This is a genomic window from Bradyrhizobium sp. IC4059, from assembly GCF_020193615.1.
Taxonomy (GTDB): Bacteria; Pseudomonadota; Alphaproteobacteria; order Rhizobiales; family Xanthobacteraceae; genus Bradyrhizobium; species Bradyrhizobium yuanmingense.
Genome location: NZ_JADYVH010000002.1, coordinates 392,299 through 410,319, shown reverse-complemented (window position 1 = coordinate 410,319; position 18,021 = coordinate 392,299). Strand labels below are relative to the sequence as shown.

Below are 18,021 nucleotides of genomic sequence, written 5' to 3'. Positions count from 1 at the left end.
GGAAAACCGCTTCACACTTTGCGCTAACGCGGCCCTCCGGGTCCGGATCATGCTCTAGCGCGAGAAGCTGCCGCTCGGCAGCGGTGCCGGGAAGGCGCTCTGCGATTGCTGCTGCGGGGGCTTGGTCGGCTGCGCCTGCTGGGCCGGCTGATCCGGCGGCGGCGCGGTGGTGCGCCTGCGGACGATCTTGTGCTTGGGCGGCGGAGCGGACGTCGCTGGTGCTGCCTCCGGCTGGGCCTCGCCGTCGACCTCGCCGACGGGCGCTTCGGCCGGCGCGGCGGACTGCTTGGTATTCTTTGCCTTGGCCCCCTTTGCCGGCTTGGCCGGCTCCGGCTCCGCAGGCAGGGCCGCGACGGCAGGTGCGTTCGGGTCGGGCTGCTGCTGCTGTGCGCCTTTGTAGAGATCCCTTGGCACGCCCTGCTCGAGCCCCGGCACCCCCTCGGGGAAGACCGGCTTGCGGTCGCCCGGCAGCTTCTTCTTGGTGTCGAGGAAGTCGAGCAGATCGCTCGGATCGAAGCTGGAGCAGCCGCCCAGGGCGCCGGTGAAGGCGATCAGGACGGCGGCTGCGATCAAGCGTGGCGTGCGGCGCATCTTGGTGTCTCGTTACGTCAGAGAACCGTCGTCAGCTTTTGGCGACGGGTGGCAACAAAGCCTGGAGCGCCTCGGCGCGAGAGCGCAGGCCGGGCGGCGTTTCGCCGTCTCCGTCAATCGCCTCGAGCCATTTGCGGGCTGCAGTCATGTCGTTGTTACGCCAGGCCGACAGCGCCAGCATCTCGCGGGCGGTGTGGCGGAAGGTCGATTTCGGCGCGGCGGAAGCTTCCAGCCGCTGCTGGATGTCGGCATAGCCGGCGCTGTCGAGCAGGAGCCCCGCGGCGCGGATCTTGGCCAGATCCTGCCACTCGCCGCCAATGCTGCGGTCGGCGGCGATGTCGTCATACATCTTCGCGGCCGCCTTGGGATCGCGGCTCGCGGCCTCCGCCGCAGCACGTAGCCGCGCCAGGGTGCGATAGCCGGACGGCGCCTTGGCGGCGAGCTCGGTGAAGGCCTTCTCGGCGTCCTCGTGCTTGCCCTGCTCAGACAGCTCGGCGGCCTTCTCGAAAGCGGCGCCGGCCGCGGCGGCCTTCTGGGCCTCCAGGTACCTATACCCCTGCCAGCCACCGGCGCCGGCGACGATCAGCACCATCAGCGCGATGAAGTAGATCGAATACTTGTCCCACAGCTTCTTGAACTGTTCGCGACGTACTTCCTCGTTGACTTCGTCAAATAATTCAGACACTTATGCCAATCCCATGCCCGTCCGGGTGCGCGCGCCAAAGCGTTCGCGTCAGGAATCCCGTCCCCGTGTGGCGGCGAGGTAGCCTAACGATATGGCGGTGGCAAGGCAAAGCGAGCCCGATCAAGGCGTTAACCACCCGGGACATCCCGAATGCCCCTGCCCGGCTCAAGCTCCCAGCAGCTCCCGCAGCTGGCGCTTCAGCACCTTGCCGTTGGCGTTGCGCGGCAGCGGGTCTGCCGTGATCGCCATGGTTTCGGGAACCTTGTAGTCGGACAGGCGCTCGGCGCACCAGGCGCGCAGGTCCGTATCGGTTACCGGCTGTCGCGTCACCACCACGGCGTGGACGCGCTCGCCCAGCACCGGGCAAGGCCTGGCAATGATCGCGCTCTCGACCACGGCGGGATGGCCGGCCAACACGGATTCGACCTCGGCCGAATAGATCTTCAGGCCGCCGCGATTGATCATGTCCTTCTGCCGGTCGAACACGCGAACGAAGCCTTCCGCATCGACCGAGCCGAGATCGCCGGAATGCCAGAATCCGCCCGTAAAGCTTTCGGCGGTGGCCTTCGGGTTATTCCAGTAGCCCTTGATCACGGAGGCGCTCTGGATCCAGAGCTCGCCGATCTCGCCGGGAGGCAGCTCGCGCCCGTCCGGGCCCATCACAGCGATGCGCGCGCCGGGACACGGCAGACCGACGCTGTCGATGTGGCGCTCGGTCAGCTCGCCCGGCATGATGGTCGAGGGCGAGGTCGTCTCGGTCGCGCCGTAGCAGTTCATCAGCTTCAGGCCGGGAATCTTCGCCTTGAGCTTCTCGATGGTGGCGACCGGCATCGGCGCGCCGCCGAAGCCACCGATCCGCCAGCTCGAGAGATCATAGCCGTCGAAGTCGGGCTGGAGCAGGCAGAGATTGTACATCGCCGGCACCATCACCGTGTAGGTGACGCGCTCGCGCGAGGCGAGCTTGAGGTAATCGGCGGCCTTGAACTCGGGCATGATGATCAGCGTGCCGCCGCAGCGGATCATGGTCGTGATGTTGGCGACGACGCCGGTGACATGGCCGAGCGGCACCGCTGCGATCGAGCGATCGGCTCCCGTCAATTGCAGGCAGGATACGAACACCATGGAGGAATGGACGATGTTGCAATGGGCCAGCATCGCGCCCTTCGGCTTGCCCGTGGTGCCTGAGGTGTAGAGGATCATCGCGGTGTCCTCTTCGCTCACCTCGATCGGTGCCGATGCCGGAGCGTTTTCGGCGAGCGAAGAGAAGCTCGACCGCGCGGCATCGTCATCGATGGCAATGCGATGGATCACATCGGGCACGTCCTTTGCGTCGGGCAGTCGCTCGGCGAGCGAGGCCTCGTGGATCAGGATCTTCGCGCCGCAATCGGCGAGCACATAGGCGATCTCCGGCTTCTGCTGACGCGTGCTGAGCAGCACGGTCGCCAGCCCCTCATGTGCCGCGGCAAACAGCAGCAGCGGAAACTCGATGCGGTTGCCGAGCAGGATGGCGAGGCGATCGCCACGCTGCAATCCGAGCTTACGCAATCCCGCAGCGATCCGCGCGGCCTGCTCCGCTGCCTGCCGCCAGCTCAGACGGACATTGCCGCAGATCAAGGCTTCGCCATCGGCATTGCGTCCGCGCGCCTCCGCGATCATCGCCCAGAGGCTCGATGGCCGATCGCAAAATGCCGGCACCACCCGCTCGCCAAAACGCGACTCGAGCCGCATCGGCGGGATCTGAGATTGCGACCAGTCCATGGGATGCCCTCGGCTTGTTGCTCTCGTTATCTTCCCCGCACGGTCAGGCGAGCCCCGTCTTGCGCCGATCGGCTAGACCCCGATCACGGGCACACCGATCACCACCGGATGGAACGCGAAGGCCAGGGCCAGATAGGCGACCACGCCGACCGCGACCGCGATCAGATCGTTGGTCGGGCCGCCGACCGGAATCGGCGGGGCACCGGCGTCGGTGCGAGCTTTCAGCGAGATGCGGTCATAGACCGCCCAGGCGAGGAACGAGCCGAACAGGATTATGGAGCCGAGATCGCCATTGGCGAGCAGATGCGCCGCGGCCCACAGCTTGATGCCAGCCAGCATCGGATGCTTCAACGTCGCATAGATGCGGCCACGCATGTAGGACGCCACCACGAGGATGACTGCAGGCAGCATCAAGGCCAACGCGATGTGCTTCATCGCCTTCGGCGGATACCAGACGTCGATCCAGCCGGAGCTGCGGTAGTGGGCATAGCCCCAGATGATCAGCGCCAGCCCCGCGAGTGAGACCGCCGAATAGAGGAGCTTGTAAGTCCCCTCGCCCAGCCTCGCGATCGCCTGCGCGCGGGCCTTCCGTCTGGTTGTGAAAATATGGGATGCAAAAAACAGCACCAGCCCCAGGATCATGACCAGCAGGCCCACGACATCCTCCCCGCAAAGCAGCCCCCGCCACTGAGGTATCATCGATCGGCCGATGCTCGCAACTCGCGCGCTATTTGCCGAGCTCCCGATTGTCGACATAACGGATCGCGATGGGCCGCCCGGCCAACGCCCCGCCGAGCCCGCTGGTCAATTTCAGCGGCAGACAGGCCTTCAGCGATGCATTGATGGCGTTCAGATAGGTCGTCCGGGTGTCCGCCGGCACGCCCGCAGTCGCGTATGTGAGGCGCGGCGGGCCGATCAGGCCGCCGGTCTTGTTGAAGCTGAAGCGCACCGACATCTGCATGCCTGCGCGCGCATGGTCCGATGGCGGCGACCAGCAGCTGCGCAGCGCGGCGAAGAGATCGCCGATCGTGTCGAGATCGTGATCGGGCTTCCGGTATTTGGCGCGGTCGGCCTCGGCAGGCACGCTCTCGATCGTGAGCTGGAGGTTCTGGCCGTAAGGGTAGTCGATCTCGGGAATACAGGGGCCGGGCTCGAGCGGGCTGCAATAGGATGGCGTGCAGGGCTCGCCGTCGAGCACGCTGCAAGGCTCGTGCGCGAACGGAAGCGGATTGATCTGGCGTCGCTGCGCGTCGGCGGCGATCGAGGTCATTGCCAGCAAGGCAAGAACAAGAATGCAGCGCCACATGTACCGGGACCGCAATGGCATTTGCAACAGGTGGCGACGGCTATAAAAGCTTCAAGGCTGGCCGCGATGGTTCGCTTCACTCGACAATCTGATCCGCTTGCGCCACCAGCGTGGGCGGTAAATTCAGCCCCAACGCATTGGCTGTCTTGAGATTGAGCAGGAACTGGAATTCATTCGGTTGTTGGACTGGCAAGTCTGCGGGACGGGTTCCTCTCAAGACGCGGTCGACATAATCCGCCGAGCGACCGACGAGCTGCGTAATCGAGACTCCGTAAGACATCAGCCCGCCGTCCGTGACGAAGGACGGGAACGGATACATCGCCGGCAGACGATGCGCGGCCGCCAAGTTCAGAATCAATTGCCGATGAACGAGTGGAAATGCGTCGGGAAAGATCAGCAGCCCGCCGTCTGGCTGCTCTGCAAAGCGGGAGATCGCCTGTTCGAGCTCGGCGGCGTTGTGCGCCGGCGCCGGAACGAGCTGGAGCTGGACTGCCGGAATGGCCGCTTGCACGGACGGCATCAAGATCATGGGCGCCGTGCGCGGATTGAAGATTGCGGCAACCCGTCGTATCGCCGGGGCCGCCTGCTTGAGCAATTGCAGCCACTTGCCGGCCATTTCAGGCTCGAAAGTCGTGAAGCCCGTGATATTTCCGCCCGGCTTGCCCAGGCTTTGGACGAAACCGGCACCCACGGGATCGGCAACGACCGTGAAGATGATCGGCAAGGTCGGCGCGCGTCGCCTCAGGGCTTCCACAGAGGGAGTGCCGATTGCCAGAAGCACCTCCGGCCCCCACTTCACGAGCTCCGCCGCCTGGGCATCGGCAACATTCGGATCGCCGGCCCACCAGCGATACTCGATATGGATGTTGCGCTCCTGTTCCCAACCGAGTTCACCCAGACGCTGTCTCAGTTTCTGGTAGCCGGCCTGGCTCTCCGGATCGCTCGCCCTGCCTCCCGCCAACACACCGATCCGCCGCACATTCCCCTGCGCGGATGTGCTCAGCGGAAAGGCCGCCGCGCCTGCAGCGAGCATGATGAATTCGCGCCGCCTCATGACCGTCGACCTCGCTATGCGTTGCCGTCCTGCATCACGGAGAACGTCTGGGAAACATTACCCCTTTTTCTTGACGTCCTTGACGTTGCTGAACTCGATGCCCTCGGCACGCTCCTTGGTGTAGCCGAGGTAGAACTCGTTGCGGGCGAGATAGACAGGATCGCCGTCGACGTCGTCGGCAATGCTCGAATTATTGGCGGCGATGAAGCTGTCGAGCTTCTTGCGGTCCTCCGAGGAGACCCAGCGCGCCAGCTGGAACTCGCTGACCTCGAATTCGACCGGCAGCGAATATTCCGCCTCGAGCCGGGCCTTGAGCACATCGAGCTGCAGCGCGCCGACCACCCCGACCAGCGCCGGGGCGCCGTCGCGGGGGCGGAACACCTGCACCACGCCCTCTTCCGACATCTGCTGCAGCGCTTCCTTCAGCTTCTTCGCCTTCATCGCGTCGGTGAGACGGACACGGCGGACGATTTCCGGCGCGAAGCTCGGCACGCCGACGAAGTTGAAATCCTCGCCCTCGGTCAGCGTATCGCCGATGCGCAGCGTGCCGTGGTTGGGAATGCCGACGACGTCGCCGGCGAAGGCTTCGTCCGCGACCGAGCGGTCCTGCGCGAAGAAGAATTGCGGGCTCGACAGCGGCATGCTCTTGCCGGTGCGCACGAGCTTGGCCTTCATGCCGCGGCTGAGCTTGCCCGAACACAGGCGCGCAAACGCGATGCGGTCGCGGTGGTTGGGATCCATGTTGGCCTGGATCTTGAACACGAAGGCGCTCATGCGCGGATCGGTGGCCTCGACCTTGCGCTGGTCGCTGTCCTGTGCGCGCGGCTCGGGCGCGAACTTGCCGAGGCCCTCCAGGAGGTCGCCGACGCCGAAATTACGCAGCGCGCTGCCGAAATAGACCGGCGTCAGGTGGCCTTCGCGGAACGCGTCCAGCTCGAACGGCTTCGACGCCTCGGTGACGAGCTCGAGCTCGTCCTTCACGGCGGAGACGTCGAGATTGGCGTTGAGCTTGGCGAGCTCTTCGATCTCGATCTCGAGCGCCGCGCCGGTCTTGGCGCCGCCGCCTTCGAGCAGGCGCACGCCGCCATTGACGACGTCATAGGTGCCGAGGAAGTCGCGGCCGCGGCCGACCGGCCAGGTCATCGGCGTGGTGTCGAGCGCCAGCGTCTTCTCGATCTCGTCGAGCAGCTCGAACACGTCGCGACTCTCGCGGTCCATCTTGTTGATGAAGGTGATGATCGGGATGTCGCGCAGACGGCACACCTCGAACAGCTTTCGGGTGCGCGCCTCGATACCCTTGGCCGCGTCGATCACCATCACGGCGGAATCGACCGCCGTCAGCGTGCGATAGGTATCTTCCGAAAAGTCCTCGTGGCCCGGCGTGTCCAGCAGGTTGAAGACGAGGCCTTCGAACTCGAAGGTCATCACCGAGGTCACCACCGAGATGCCGCGTTCGCGCTCGATCTTCATCCAGTCCGAACGCGTGTTGCGCCGCTCGCCTTTGGCCTTGACCTGGCCGGCGAGGTTGATAGCGCCGCCGAACAGCAGCAGCTTTTCGGTCAGCGTGGTCTTGCCGGCGTCGGGATGGGAGATGATCGCAAAGGTCCGCCGCCTCGCCACCTCGGCGGCAAGCGGGGAACGGGCCGGCGATTCGGCTGTGGTGGCGGCGATGTCGGACATGGCGGGAGCGTGTGGCAGGGAAAACGGGCCTGATCAAGCCTCATTTGGTGATTGCGAAGGTTTCCGGCCAGCCCCATATCCCCCTTTTGGGAGGACGACCTCCCTGCCCATCAGCACACCAGCCGCGGGGACGACCCTGCCTTGAATGGAGGGTCGTCATGGCCTGGAGCATCCTGTTCGTCGCCGGTCTCCTCGAGATCACCTGGGCCATCGGCCTGAAATACACCGAGGGCTTTAGCAAGCTTGTCCCGTCCGCGGTCACGCTCGCGGCCATGGCCGGCAGCGTCATCCTGCTCGGATTTGCGCTCAAATCCCTGCCCGTCGGAACCGCCTATGCGGTCTGGACCGGCATCGGCGCGGTCGGCACCGCGACGCTCGGCATGGTTCTGTTCGGCGAGCCGGCGACGGCCTTCCGCCTCGCCAGCATCGGCCTGATCGTCGCCGGCATCATCGGACTGAAGCTCGTCACTTGACGAGCTGGACCACCCACCAGGTCAGCGCGGCCACGATGCCTGAGGCCGGGATCGTGATCACCCAGGCATAGACGATGGAGCTTGCGACGTTCCAACGCACGGCCGAGACGCGGCGGGCGGCGCCGACGCCGACGATGGCGCCGGTGATGGTGTGGGTGGTCGAGACAGGAACCCCGAGGTAGGTCGCCATGAACAGAGTCACCGCGCCCCCGGTCTCGGCGCAAAAGCCCTGCATCGGGGTCAATTTCGTGATGCGCAGGCCCATGGTGCGGACGATGCGCCAGCCGCCCATCAGCGTGCCCAGCGCCATCGCCGCCTGGCACGACAGCACCACCCAGAACGGCACCGAGAACTCGCTGCCGAGATGGCCCTGCGAATAGAGCAACACCGCGATGATGCCCATGGTCTTCTGCGCGTCGTTGCCGCCATGGCCGAGCGAATAGAGCGAAGCGGAGACGAATTGCAGGATGCGGAAGGCGCGGTCGACCGCGAACGGCGTCGAGCGCACCGAGGCCCAGGACACGATCGCAACCAGCGCCATTGCGAGCAGGAAGCCAACCAGCGGCGACAGCACGATCGCCAGCACGGTCTTGGACAGGCCGCTCCACACCGCGGCCGAAATACCGGCCTTGGCCAAGCCGCCGCCGACGAGCCCGCCGATCAGCGCGTGCGACGACGACGATGGAATGCCGAGCGCCCAGGTCACGAGGTTCCAGACGATGGCGCCGACGAGGGCTGCGAAGATCACCTGGGCGTCGACGACCGCGGGATCGATGATGCCGGTGCCGATGGTCTGGGCGACGTGCAGCCCGAACACCAGGAAGGCGATGAAATTGAAGAAGGCGGCCCAGAACACCGCGAATTGCGGCCGCAGCACGCGGGTCGAGACGATGGTCGCGATCGAATTGGCGGCGTCGTGCAGGCCGTTCAGGAAGTCGAACAGCAGAGCGACGGCGATCAAGCCGACCAGGACGGGAAAAGCCAACGCAGCATCCACGGCGAGGCCCCTACGCTTTGCGCATGATCTCCGCGCAAACGCGTTCCGCGTTCGTCGCGAAGGAAAACCGCTGCACACTTTTCCGGATCATGCTCTAAACTTGCTCAATGACGATGCTGTTGATTTCGTTCGCAACGTCATCGAAACGGTCGGCCACCTTCTCGAGATGGTCGTAGATCTCGACCCCGACGATGAAATCCATCGCATTGCCGTCGCGATGCTTGAGGAACAGCTCCTTCAGGCCGATGTCGTGGAGATCGTCGACACGGCCCTCAAGCTTGCCGAGCTCCTCGGTGATCGCGGTCAGCATGGCGACGTTCTTGCCGATCTCCTGCATCAGCGGCAGCGCACGGCCGACCAGATTGGCGCATTCGATCAAGAGTCCGCCGATCTCGCGCATCGGCGGCTCGAAGCTGCGCACCTCGAACAGCATCACGGCCTTGGCCGTCTGCTGCATCTGGTCGATGGCATCGTCCAGCGACGTGATTAGGTTCTTGATGTCGCCGCGGTCGAACGGGGTGATGAAGGTGCGGCGCACCGCCGTCAGCACCTCGCGGGTGATATTGTCGGCGTCGTTCTCGAACTGGTTGACGCGCTGGCAATAGACCGGCGTCTCCTCGCCCCCGTTGAGCATGCCCTGGAGCGCGACCGCGCCCTGGATCACGGTCTGGGCATGGCGGTCGAACAGGTCGAAGAACCGCTCTTCCCTGGGCAGGAACGCACGAAACCATCGCATCATGGGGGTAGGCTACCGGTTGGAAATGGTCAGGCCCGTGAGGGCTGTCATAAAACTGTCATAGACCATTTTCGATCCGCGCGCGTGTCGCCTCACGCCCGCGGAGCCGGGTCATCCACCGCTTTCATGCATCTATGAAACTGATGCAATATCAGTTATTTAGAGCGATCGCCGGAAGTAATGCGCGATTTCGCCGACGACGCCGCGGCGGAAGGTGAGCACGCAGACCACGAAGATCGCGCCCTGGATCACCGTCACCCACTGGCCGAAGCCGGCCAGATATTGCTGCATGGCGATGATCACGAAGGCGCCGACCACGGGACCGAAAACGGTGCCGAGCCCGCCGACCAGCGTCATCAGCACGACCTCGCCCGACATCGTCCAGTGCACGTCGGTGAGCGAAGCGTTCTGCGCCACGAACACCTTCAGCGCACCGGCAAGGCCGGCGAGCGTCCCCGACAGCACGAAGGCCAGGAACTTGTATTGGTCGGTGCGGTAGCCGAGCGAGATCGCGCGCTGCTCGTTCTCGCGGATCGACTTCAGCACCTCGCCGAACGGCGAGTTGATGATGCGGAAGATCAGGAGGAAGCCGGCGAGGAAGCCGACCAGCACGACATAGTACAGCACCGTCGGCTTGGACAGATCGAGCACGCCGAACATGCGTCCCTGTGGGATGCCCTGGATGCCGTCCTCACCATGGGTGAACGGGGCCTGGAGATAGATGAAGTACAGGAGCTGCGACAGCGCCAGCGTAATCATCGAGAAATAGATGCCCTGGCGTCGGATCGAGATGTAGCCGGTGACGATCGAGAGCACGAACGCCGCGGCGACGCCGACGAGAATGCCGAGCTCGGGCGGCAGCGCCCAGACCTTCAGCGCATGCGCGCTGCAATAGCCGGCCGTGCCTAAGAACATCGCGTGGCCGAACGACAGCAAGCCGCCATAGCCGACCAGCAGATTGAAGGCGCAGGCGAGCAGCGCAAAGCACAGCGCCTGCATCACGAAGAACGGATAGACGCCCGTGAACGGCACCGCTGCGAGCAGCAGCGCCATCACTGCGAATACAATCATCTCGTCGCGCATTGCGCGCGGGGTCACAGGAAGCGTGTCGTCCGTCAGGGTTGTCATCTCAGGCCGCCCTTCCCGTCAATCCCGTCGGCTTCACCAGCAGCACCAGCACCATCAGCACGAACACGACGGTGTTGGAGGCCTCGGGGTAGAAATACTTGGTCAGGCCTTCGATCACGCCGAGCGCAAAGCCGGTGATGATGGAGCCCATGATCGAGCCCATGCCGCCGATCACCACCACCGCGAACACGACGATGATGAGGTCGGCACCCATCAGCGGCCGCACCTGGTTGATCGGCGCCGAGAGCACGCCGGCGAGCGCGGCAAGGCCGACGCCGAGACCGTAAGTGAGCGTGATCATGCGCGGCACGTTGATGCCGAAGGCACGCACCAAGGTCGGATTTTCGGTCGCGGCGCGCAGGTAGGCGCCGAGCTGCGTCTTCTCGATCAGGAACCAGGTCGCAAGGCACACCGCCAGTGAGAACACGACGACCCAGCCGCGGTAGATCGGCAGGAACATGAAGCCGAGATTCATGCCGCCCCTGAGCTGGTCGGGGATGGCGTAAGGCAGGCCCGAGGAGCCGAAATAGTTCTGGAACACGCCCTGCACGATCAGCGCGATGCCGAAGGTCAGGAGCAGACCGTAGAGATGATCGAGCCCGGTCAGCCATTGCAGCATGGTCCGTTCCAGGATCATGCCGAAGATGCCGACGATGATCGGCGCCAGCAGCAGCGCCCACCAATAGTTGATGCCGCCGAGGTTCAACAGGAAATAGGCGACGAAGGCGCCCATCATGTAGAGCGCGCCATGGGCGAAATTGATGATGTTGAGCATGCCGAAGATGACGGCAAGCCCGAGACTGAGCAGCGCGTAGAACGAGCCGTTGATCAGTCCCACCAGTAGCTGAGCGTAGAGAGCCTGCATCGATCCCGCACCCGGTCCCTTCTATTCCTCAACAACAGGCCGGCACCGCTGCGGCGCCGGCCCGCATCGTTCACCGTTACTTCTTCACCAGCGGACAGGCGCTTTCCGAAAGCGGCCGGAAGGCCAGGTCGCCGGGGGTCGTGCCGATCAGCTTGTAATAGTCCCAGGGGCCCTTGGATTCCTCGGGCTTCTTGACCTCGAACAGATAGGCCGGATGCAGCTTGCGACCGTCCGCACGGATCGTTCCCTTGCCGAACAACGCATCGTCGGTCGGCATCTCCTTCATCTTGGCGACCACCTTGGCCCCGTCATGCGGATTGCCGCCCATCGCCTCCAGCGCCTTGAAATAGTGCAGCAGGCCCGAATAGACGCCGGCCTGCACCATCGAGGGCATCGCCTTGTTCTTCATGCGCTCGGAAAAGCGTTTGGAGAAGGCGCGCGTGCCGTCGTTCATGTCCCAATAGAAGGTCTCGGTGAAGTTCAAGCCCTGCGCCACCTTCAGACCGAGCGAGTGCACGTCGGTGATGAAGAGCAGCAGACCCGCAAGCTTCTGGCCGCCCGAGACGATGCCGAACTCGGACGCCTGCTTGATGGTGTTGGTGGTGTCGCCGCCGGCATTCGCCATGCCGATGATCTTGGCTTTGGAGGCCTGCGCCTGAAGCAGGAAGGACGAGAAGTCAGCGGTATTCAGGGGATGCTTGACGTTGCCGATCACCTTGCCGCCCGACTTCACCACCACCGCGGCGGTGTCGCGCTCGAGGGCATGGCCAAAGGCGTAGTCCGCGGTGAGGAAATACCAGGTGTCGCCGCCCGCCTTCACCAGCGCCTGCCCGGTACTGTTGGCCAGCATATAGGTATCATAGACCCAGTGGACCGTATTCGGCGAGCATTGCGCGTTGGTGAGATCCGACGTCGCCGCACCTGTGTTGATCAGGATGGAATTCTTCTCTTTGACGATATTGTTCACCGCCAGCGCAACGCCGGAGTTCAGGACATCCATGAAGATGTCGACCTTCTCGACGTCGATCCATTGCCGAGCAATTGTGGAGCCGATGTCGGGCTTGTTCTGATGGTCGGCGGAGATCAGGTCGAGCTTCCAGCCCTTGGCAGCGAGCCCGGAATCCTCGATCGCCATCTGTGCGGCGACGGTCGAGCCGGCGCCACCGAGATCGGCATAAAGTCCTGAATTGTCGGTCAGCACGCCGATTTTGATGTTCTTGTCCTGCGCGACCGCGCCGCCTGCCGCGCCGAGCGCCAGGGCCGTCCCGAGCAACATTGCCGAAATGCTGTGCTTCATAATCCGACCTCCCAATATTCCTTTGATAGTTACTCTCGATCGTCCGGCCTGCTCGGCTACACACCGAGATAGGTGTGGAGCTTGTCCATGTTGGCGGCAAGCTCCGAATTGGAAAACCCGTCAATGATCTTGCCGTGCTCGACTACGTAATAGCGGTCGGCGACGGTAGAAGCGAAGCGGAAGTTCTGCTCGACCAGGAGGATCGTGAAGCCCTCCTTCTTGAGCCGCGCAATGGTATGGCCGATCTGCTGGATGATGACGGGTGCAAGACCCTCGGTCGGCTCGTCCAGCATCAGAAAGCTCGCGCCGGTGCGTAGGATGCGCGCGATCGCCAGCATCTGCTGCTCGCCGCCCGACAGCTTGGTGCCCTGGCTGTTCAGCCGCTCCTTCAGGTTCGGGAATAGCTCGAAGATCTGGTCGAGCGGCAAACCGCCTTCGCGGACAACCGGCGGCAGCATCAAATTCTCGCGGACGTCGAGGCTGGAGAATATGCCCCGCTCTTCCGGACAGAAGGCGACGCCCATGCGCGCGATCTTGTCGGAGGTCGCGCGGATGATCTCCTGGTTGTTGAACTTCACCGAGCCGGTGCGCTTGCCGATGATGCCCATGATCGACTTCAGCGTCGTCGTCTTGCCGGCGCCGTTGCGCCCGAGCAGGGTGACGACCTCGCCCGCGTTCACGTCGAAGTTGATCCCGTGCAGGATGTGAGACTCGCCGTACCAGGCTTCCAAGTTGCGGACTTGCAGGATGTTCCCGCCGGTCGCAGCCCTGGCCGGAGCCTCGGCGATCGCTGTATCAGGCATGACCGGCTCCCAGGTAAGCTTCCTTGACGCGCTCGTCCTTGGTGAGCTCGGAGTAGTGGCCTTGCGCGAGCACCTGCCCGCGCGTCAGCACGGTGATGATATCGGAGAGGTTGGCCACGACGCTTAAGTTATGCTCGACCATCAGGATGGTGTATTTCGCGGAGATGCGCTTGATCAGCGCCGCGATCTTGTCGATGTCCTCGTGGCCCATGCCGGCCATTGGCTCGTCGAGCAGCATCATCTCCGGGTCGAGCGCCAGCGTGGTCGCAATCTCAAGTGCACGCTTGCGCCCATAGGGCATCTCGACCGCCGGCGTGTTGGCAAACTCGTTGAGGCCGACATCGTTCAACAGCTCGCGCGCGCGGTCGTTGAAGCGGTTGAGCACCGACTTGGAGCGCCAGAAATCGAACGAAGAGCCATGCTGGCGCTGCAGCGCGACACGGACGTTCTCGAGCGCGGTGAGATGGGGAAACACCGCCGAAATCTGGAACGAACGGACCAGCCCCATGCGGGCCACATCCGCCGGCGCCATCGCGGTGATGTCCTGCCCTTTGTACAGGATTTTCCCGGCCGACGGCTTGAGGAACTTGGTCAGAAGATTGAAGCAGGTCGTCTTGCCGGCCCCGTTCGGGCCGATCAACGCATGAATGCTCCCACGGCGAACCTTGAGCGCAACGTCGCGGACGGCGAAGAAGCCCGCGAACTCCTTGGTCAAGCCTTCCGTTTCGAGAATGAACTCATCGGCCAAACAGTTTTCCCCCTGCCCGCGCGCGGCGCGTGGCTGTCCTTGTTGCTTCGGCTGTCCGGAGGACTTGCAGCCCACCGGGGCGCCGCCTCCGGGCGCGGAATATGCCGGAGGTGACGGGGGTTAGGCAAGGCGGAAAGCTGAGCAGGTCAGGCCTCCGGCCGGGGTACAAATGCTCCCTTAGTCGCAGAGGTCGATGTCGTGCCTGCCCGGCCTTTCCGGTTCGCAAGGCACCGGCCATCAAGCCGTCGTTAACGGTCTTTCGTCTCCCGCGCCAGCCTTCATCGAAAATTTTCCCGCAAGCCCGATCATCCCAGGGTTTTCACGCGCGGAGAATATTGTCTTGGATTTTGCAAGCGCCGCTCCCTCCGTCGTCAAGTCGATCCGCCAGCGTGATCTCCTCAACACGTGGCTGCGACTTTATGCGCGCCAGCAGATCGCTCCCGCGATCTGGGAGTATCAGCCCGCGCGGCTCGAGGAGGAGCTGTCGGATCTCATCTATTATACGGTGGAGCTTTCGACGCCGACGCCGCGTCTGGTCATCCAGAGCGAAGGCACGCGCATCTCGCGCGCCTATGGGCATACCGGCAAGGGCGTTTCGCTCGATGATTACGTCGGGCCGCGGCTCGCACCATACGTGATGCCGATCTATCATGAATGCGTCGCGCGCGGCCTTCCGATCTACAGCGTTGCCGACGTCGACGACGCCTATGGCCGAATCGTCGCGTATGAGCGGCTGCTGCTGCCGTTCCTGACCGACGGCAGGGTCAGCCACGTCATCGCGTCAGTAAAGACCTTCTGCGAGGACGGCGGCTTCGAGATCAAGAATCTGATGCGCGGAAATGACGCGCTGCCGCGCCCGAAGCTGCGGGCCGTGATCGATCGCGAGCTGTTTCATCGCGCCCCCGGCCGCATCGCACCCGCCGATCCGGTCGAGTTCTCGGACCAGCCGGGCCGCGCCATCTCCAACGAGATCATTGAGCTGAACTAGCCGTCAGCGCGCCTTGCCGCCGACCTCCTTGGCATAGATATCCGGCTTGAAGCCGACCAACAGCTTGCCGCCGATTTCGAGCACCGGCCGCTTGATCATCGATGGTTGCGCTAGCATCAAGGCCAGCGCCTTCTTCTCGGTGAGGCCTTCCTTGTCGGAGTCGGGCAGCTTCTTGAAGGTCGTCCCGGCGCGATTGAGCAGGGTCTCCCAACCGACCTTGTCGCTCCACTGCTTCAGCCTGTCCTTCTCGACACCCGCCGCCTTGTAGTCGTGAAACGCGTAAGCCACGCCATGGCCATCGAGCCAGGCGCGGGCCTTCTTCATGGTGTCGCAGTTCTTGATGCCGTAGATGATGGTGGGCAAGACGGTCCTCGCGCATGGCGTAGCAATGATGTGCGTGGCGTTGTACGAAACTCCGCGTCGCGCGACAATGTCGCGAGACGCGTCACCCCACCGAACGGACATCCCATGCACGTCACCCACGATCCCGCAGCGGCGGCCGCACCGACCATCGACTTCGACACATTTCTCGCGGTCGACGTCCGTGTCGGCACCATCGTCGACGCCAAACCGTTTCCGGAAGCGCGCAAGCCGGCCTGGCGGCTGTGGATCGATTTCGGCCCCGCCATCGGCGTGCGCAAGAGCTCGGCCCAGATCACCGAAAACCACCCGCTCGAAACCCTCGTGGGCCAACAGGTCGCGGCCGTCGTCAATTTTCCGCCGCGCCAGATCGGCCCGGTCGTCTCCGAGGTGCTGACGCTCGGCTTCCCCGATGCCGACGGCAAGGTGGTGCTGGTGCAGCCGAGGAAGCCGGTGCCGAACGGCGGACGGCTGTTCTAGCCTCAGGGCCTTGTCAGGGCCTTGCCGGAATGTTCAATCCGCGCTGCACCGCGGGACGCGCGAGGCCGCGTTCGAGCCAGGCGCCGACCGCCTTGAACTGGGCGAATTCGACGAGATCGCCAGCGCCGTAGAAGCCGATGAGATTGCGCACCCAGCCGAGCATGGAGATGTCGGCGATGGTGTAGTCGTCATCCATGAACCATTGTCGGCCGGCGAGGTGCGCCTCCATCACGCCGAGCAGGCGCTTGGACTCGTCGACGTAGCGTCCCAGCGGCCGCTTGTCCTCGTAGTCCTTGCCGGCAAATTTGTGAAAGAAGCCGACCTGGCCGAACATCGGCCCGACGCCGCCCATCTGGAAGTGCAGCCATTGCAGCGTCTGATAACGCCGCGCGGCATCCTGCGGCAGCAGCTTGCCGGTCTTCTCCGCGAGATATTGCAGGATCGCCCCGGACTCGAACAGCGCCAATGGTTTCCTGTCGCGGGGACCGTTGGGATCGAGGATCGCCGGAATCTTACCGTTGGGATTGAGCGAGAGGAATTCGGGCGTCTTCTGCTCGTCCTTGCCGAAGTCGACGAGATGCGCTTCGTAAGGAAGCTCGATCTCCTCCAGCATGATCGAAACCTTGACGCCGTTCGGCGTCGGCAGCGAATAGAGTTGAAGTAATTCCGGATGCTTGGGTGGCCAGCGCCTGGTGATCGGAAAGACTGACAGACGGTCCCAGTTGGGGACAGGAATGGAGGACATATCGGACATCGGGACTCTGGGTGCATGGACTGAGGCGTGCTCAATCTAGGCAAGGTACCGCACCGCGCAAGTCACTTCCGGCTGTGCTAGGGCGGCAGTGTCGCCATCGCCACGAACGGGGGCATTGCTTCATACTGCAGCCTCGACTCGATGAACCGTTGACCCGTGATCAGCAGCAGGGCCGTAAAGGCAACCGCGAGCATCGCGGTCGCCAATTGGCACACGTCGTACATTGTATTGTATATCCCTCGACAGCCTCTGGCGTAGAACGTCGGCTCAGGCGCCACGTTCCAGGCGACGACAAAATATTGCTATTTTTTCCCGATCTCGCTGCGACGGCATCGCTCTGTTCCGGCGGCTCTCAAAGGGACCAATGGCCCCCTCGCGCGTTGTCGCTTAATGAACATCGAGAAACGCGCCCTGCTCGACCACGCCGAACGCTGTCGCCGCGTCGCGAACGATCTCACGCACAGCAAAGCGGCGCAGCGGTTGCGGGCGATGGCCGAGGAGTACGAAGCGAGAGCAACAAGACTGAACGACGAAGACGTCCGCTCGACTCCAAGCCGCAATAGTCGCTGCCGGCTGGAAGGTAAAGGCGAGCGGCAGGGCTGATCGCCTTCAGAAGTTGATCTCCATCCGTAGTCCGCGCGGATCGATCCTGCCGTCACCAACGGATTGCGTGCTGTCGCGCGCTGCGACAGCGCACGCACAGGCGTCGATGAGATCGTCGCGACCGATCCCGGTGCCGTGGCGAAGCGTGAGCCATCTCTTGACCTCAGTGAAGCCGCGGCCTCTCAAAAGCGCGATACGCTGCTCGCGGCCCCGCGGCGAGGTCTTCGGTTCGAGCCGCACGCGTCCTGCCAGATTCCAGAAGATCAATTCCGGATGCGCTTCGCCGATCGTCGCCTGCCGCGCCGGCGTCATGGCCTCGTCGACCTCCCTCATCTTGTCCCTGATATTCCAGAGCTGCGCCGACACGCCCCTGCCCTCGCCTTCGTGCTTCCAGTAATGGCGATTGGCCGCCGCCATGTCGTGGAACGCCCAGAGGTCGCGGCGCGCGCCGAGAAACACGGCTGGGCCGATCAGTTCGCGTGCGCGCAAATCGCAGGCGCGGTAGCCGCTCGCGTTCAGTCCGATCGGCATGTCGATCATCGCGCGGGCGTGCGGGATTGCGAGCAGACGCATCAGGCTTGGCGAATAATCGAAGCCTTGATCGCCGCGCTCGTCAATCCACGCTGCGACCCAGCCGAAGCGAAATCCGTCGAGCCCCAGATAGTTTTTGCAAGTCATGCGTCCGTCAATTTCAGTTTCCTCGCGCGTCTCGCTT

Annotated in this window: 22 protein-coding genes; 4 read left to right on the top strand and 18 right to left on the bottom strand. The window is 63.8% G+C overall.

The features are described from left to right. Window positions 1-54: 54 nt before the first annotated feature. The 7 genes from I6F12_RS07845 to I6F12_RS07815 form a co-directional block, all read right to left on the bottom strand. Window positions 55-591, bottom strand: a complete 537-nt coding sequence (locus I6F12_RS07845; RefSeq protein WP_057028947.1) for a hypothetical protein — start codon at window positions 589-591, stop codon at window positions 55-57. Window positions 592-622: 31 nt separating this feature from the next. Next, entirely contained in the window at window positions 623-1,276 is a 654-nt protein-coding gene (locus I6F12_RS07840) for a tetratricopeptide repeat protein (protein WP_036022675.1), read from the bottom strand. Window positions 1,277-1,441: 165 nt separating this feature from the next. After that, a complete protein-coding gene (locus I6F12_RS07835; RefSeq protein WP_225155910.1) occupies window positions 1,442-3,034 on the bottom strand; it encodes a class I adenylate-forming enzyme family protein in 1,593 nt (530 codons plus the stop codon). Between the two features lie 72 nt (window positions 3,035-3,106). Next, window positions 3,107-3,691 carry an NnrU family protein gene (locus I6F12_RS07830; RefSeq protein ID WP_057028945.1) on the bottom strand — a complete coding sequence of 195 codons (585 nt, stop codon included), beginning with the start codon at window positions 3,689-3,691 and terminating at the stop codon, window positions 3,107-3,109. A 70-nt stretch (window positions 3,692-3,761) separates the two neighbouring features. Beyond that, complete coding sequence (locus tag I6F12_RS07825; RefSeq protein ID WP_225156135.1) at window positions 3,762-4,340, bottom strand: hypothetical protein; 579 nt, start codon at window positions 4,338-4,340, stop codon at window positions 3,762-3,764. 76 nt (window positions 4,341-4,416) lie between these two features. Further along, window positions 4,417-5,394, bottom strand: coding sequence for an ABC transporter substrate-binding protein (locus I6F12_RS07820; protein ID WP_225155909.1), 978 nt, complete (start codon window positions 5,392-5,394; stop codon window positions 4,417-4,419). Window positions 5,395-5,451: 57 nt separating this feature from the next. Next, complete coding sequence (locus I6F12_RS07815) at window positions 5,452-7,074, bottom strand: peptide chain release factor 3 (RefSeq protein WP_036034125.1); 1,623 nt, start codon at window positions 7,072-7,074, stop codon at window positions 5,452-5,454. Window positions 7,075-7,232: 158 nt separating this feature from the next. Here I6F12_RS07815 and sugE point away from each other — a divergent pair, with 158 nt between their 5' ends. Continuing rightward, window positions 7,233-7,547 carry a quaternary ammonium compound efflux SMR transporter SugE gene (gene sugE, locus I6F12_RS07810; protein ID WP_036022660.1) on the top strand — a complete coding sequence of 105 codons (315 nt, stop codon included), beginning with the start codon at window positions 7,233-7,235 and terminating at the stop codon, window positions 7,545-7,547. Here sugE and I6F12_RS07805 read toward each other — a convergent pair. From I6F12_RS07805 to I6F12_RS07775, 7 genes are all read right to left on the bottom strand, one after another. Continuing rightward, the gene (locus I6F12_RS07805) at window positions 7,540-8,544 is read right to left on the bottom strand and encodes an inorganic phosphate transporter (RefSeq protein ID WP_036022657.1); all 1,005 of its coding nucleotides are present in this window, start codon (window positions 8,542-8,544) and stop codon (window positions 7,540-7,542) included. The genes sugE and I6F12_RS07805 overlap by 8 nt on opposite strands. A gap of 94 nt (window positions 8,545-8,638) precedes the next feature. Further along, window positions 8,639-9,283 carry a DUF47 domain-containing protein gene (locus I6F12_RS07800; RefSeq protein ID WP_036000836.1) on the bottom strand — a complete coding sequence of 215 codons (645 nt, stop codon included), beginning with the start codon at window positions 9,281-9,283 and terminating at the stop codon, window positions 8,639-8,641. A gap of 156 nt (window positions 9,284-9,439) precedes the next feature. After that, the gene (locus tag I6F12_RS07795) at window positions 9,440-10,408 is read right to left on the bottom strand and encodes a branched-chain amino acid ABC transporter permease (protein WP_036022655.1); all 969 of its coding nucleotides are present in this window, start codon (window positions 10,406-10,408) and stop codon (window positions 9,440-9,442) included. Window position 10,409: 1 nt separating this feature from the next. After that, a complete protein-coding gene (locus I6F12_RS07790; RefSeq protein WP_036000843.1) occupies window positions 10,410-11,273 on the bottom strand; it encodes a branched-chain amino acid ABC transporter permease in 864 nt (287 codons plus the stop codon). A 76-nt stretch (window positions 11,274-11,349) separates the two neighbouring features. Continuing rightward, window positions 11,350-12,570, bottom strand: coding sequence for an ABC transporter substrate-binding protein (locus I6F12_RS07785; protein WP_036000846.1), 1,221 nt, complete (start codon window positions 12,568-12,570; stop codon window positions 11,350-11,352). Between the two features lie 56 nt (window positions 12,571-12,626). Next, on the bottom strand, window positions 12,627-13,373 hold the full coding sequence (locus tag I6F12_RS07780) for an ABC transporter ATP-binding protein (protein WP_036022650.1): 747 nt from the start codon (window positions 13,371-13,373) through the stop codon (window positions 12,627-12,629). Further along, window positions 13,366-14,121: an ABC transporter ATP-binding protein gene (locus tag I6F12_RS07775; RefSeq protein WP_018317619.1), complete on the bottom strand. Its 756-nt coding sequence runs from the start codon at window positions 14,119-14,121 to the stop codon at window positions 13,366-13,368. The genes I6F12_RS07780 and I6F12_RS07775 overlap by 8 nt, the downstream gene beginning before the upstream one ends. 340 nt (window positions 14,122-14,461) lie before the next feature. On the opposite strand from I6F12_RS07775, the gene I6F12_RS07770 reads away from it, so the two are divergent. Next, on the top strand, window positions 14,462-15,109 hold the full coding sequence (locus tag I6F12_RS07770) for a hypothetical protein (RefSeq protein ID WP_167361655.1): 648 nt from the start codon (window positions 14,462-14,464) through the stop codon (window positions 15,107-15,109). A gap of 3 nt (window positions 15,110-15,112) precedes the next feature. On the opposite strand, the gene I6F12_RS07765 is transcribed toward I6F12_RS07770, so the two are convergent. Next, window positions 15,113-15,472 carry an ArsC family reductase gene (locus I6F12_RS07765; RefSeq protein WP_036000881.1) on the bottom strand — a complete coding sequence of 120 codons (360 nt, stop codon included), beginning with the start codon at window positions 15,470-15,472 and terminating at the stop codon, window positions 15,113-15,115. A 105-nt stretch (window positions 15,473-15,577) separates the two neighbouring features. Between I6F12_RS07765 and I6F12_RS07760 the strand changes: the two genes are divergently transcribed. After that, window positions 15,578-15,949: a tRNA-binding protein gene (locus I6F12_RS07760; protein WP_225155908.1), complete on the top strand. Its 372-nt coding sequence runs from the start codon at window positions 15,578-15,580 to the stop codon at window positions 15,947-15,949. A gap of 13 nt (window positions 15,950-15,962) precedes the next feature. Here the strand turns inward: I6F12_RS07760 and I6F12_RS07755 are convergent, their stop codons facing one another. Together I6F12_RS07755 and I6F12_RS07750 are read right to left on the bottom strand one after the other, a co-directional pair. Further along, complete coding sequence (locus I6F12_RS07755; RefSeq protein ID WP_225146780.1) at window positions 15,963-16,694, bottom strand: glutathione S-transferase N-terminal domain-containing protein; 732 nt, start codon at window positions 16,692-16,694, stop codon at window positions 15,963-15,965. Between the two features lie 86 nt (window positions 16,695-16,780). Further along, window positions 16,781-16,927 (bottom strand): hypothetical protein, encoded by a 147-nt coding sequence (locus I6F12_RS07750; protein WP_192893234.1) that lies wholly within the window; start codon window positions 16,925-16,927, stop codon window positions 16,781-16,783. Window positions 16,928-17,093: 166 nt separating this feature from the next. Between I6F12_RS07750 and I6F12_RS07745 the strand changes: the two genes are divergently transcribed. Continuing rightward, the gene (locus I6F12_RS07745; RefSeq protein ID WP_225155907.1) at window positions 17,094-17,306 is read left to right on the top strand and encodes a hypothetical protein; all 213 of its coding nucleotides are present in this window, start codon (window positions 17,094-17,096) and stop codon (window positions 17,304-17,306) included. A gap of 6 nt (window positions 17,307-17,312) precedes the next feature. On the opposite strand, the gene I6F12_RS07740 is transcribed toward I6F12_RS07745, so the two are convergent. Next, entirely contained in the window at window positions 17,313-17,984 is a 672-nt protein-coding gene (locus I6F12_RS07740) for a DUF429 domain-containing protein (protein WP_225112239.1), read from the bottom strand. Between the last annotated feature and the right edge of the window lie 37 nt (window positions 17,985-18,021).

Coding starts and splice junctions, on each gene's coding strand:
- I6F12_RS07845 (WP_057028947.1), bottom strand. CDS start 591: ATGCGCCGCACGCCACGCTTGATCGCAGCCGCCGTCCTGATCGCCTTC.
- I6F12_RS07835 (WP_225155910.1), bottom strand. CDS start 3,034: ATGGACTGGTCGCAATCTCAGATCCCGCCGATGCGGCTCGAGTCGCGT.
- I6F12_RS07825 (WP_225156135.1), bottom strand. CDS start 4,340: ATGTGGCGCTGCATTCTTGTTCTTGCCTTGCTGGCAATGACCTCGATC.
- I6F12_RS07820 (WP_225155909.1), bottom strand. CDS start 5,394: ATGAGGCGGCGCGAATTCATCATGCTCGCTGCAGGCGCGGCGGCCTTT.
- I6F12_RS07815 (WP_036034125.1), bottom strand. CDS start 7,074: ATGTCCGACATCGCCGCCACCACAGCCGAATCGCCGGCCCGTTCCCCG.
- sugE (WP_036022660.1), top strand. CDS start 7,233: ATGGCCTGGAGCATCCTGTTCGTCGCCGGTCTCCTCGAGATCACCTGG.
- I6F12_RS07800 (WP_036000836.1), bottom strand. CDS start 9,283: ATGATGCGATGGTTTCGTGCGTTCCTGCCCAGGGAAGAGCGGTTCTTC.
- I6F12_RS07795 (WP_036022655.1), bottom strand. CDS start 10,408: ATGACAACCCTGACGGACGACACGCTTCCTGTGACCCCGCGCGCAATG.
- I6F12_RS07790 (WP_036000843.1), bottom strand. CDS start 11,273: ATGCAGGCTCTCTACGCTCAGCTACTGGTGGGACTGATCAACGGCTCG.
- I6F12_RS07785 (WP_036000846.1), bottom strand. CDS start 12,570: ATGAAGCACAGCATTTCGGCAATGTTGCTCGGGACGGCCCTGGCGCTC.
- I6F12_RS07780 (WP_036022650.1), bottom strand. CDS start 13,373: ATGCCTGATACAGCGATCGCCGAGGCTCCGGCCAGGGCTGCGACCGGC.
- I6F12_RS07760 (WP_225155908.1), top strand. CDS start 15,578: ATGCACGTCACCCACGATCCCGCAGCGGCGGCCGCACCGACCATCGAC.
- I6F12_RS07755 (WP_225146780.1), bottom strand. CDS start 16,694: ATGTCCTCCATTCCTGTCCCCAACTGGGACCGTCTGTCAGTCTTTCCG.
- I6F12_RS07750 (WP_192893234.1), bottom strand. CDS start 16,927: ATGTACGACGTGTGCCAATTGGCGACCGCGATGCTCGCGGTTGCCTTT.
- I6F12_RS07745 (WP_225155907.1), top strand. CDS start 17,094: ATGAACATCGAGAAACGCGCCCTGCTCGACCACGCCGAACGCTGTCGC.
- I6F12_RS07740 (WP_225112239.1), bottom strand. CDS start 17,984: ATGACTTGCAAAAACTATCTGGGGCTCGACGGATTTCGCTTCGGCTGG.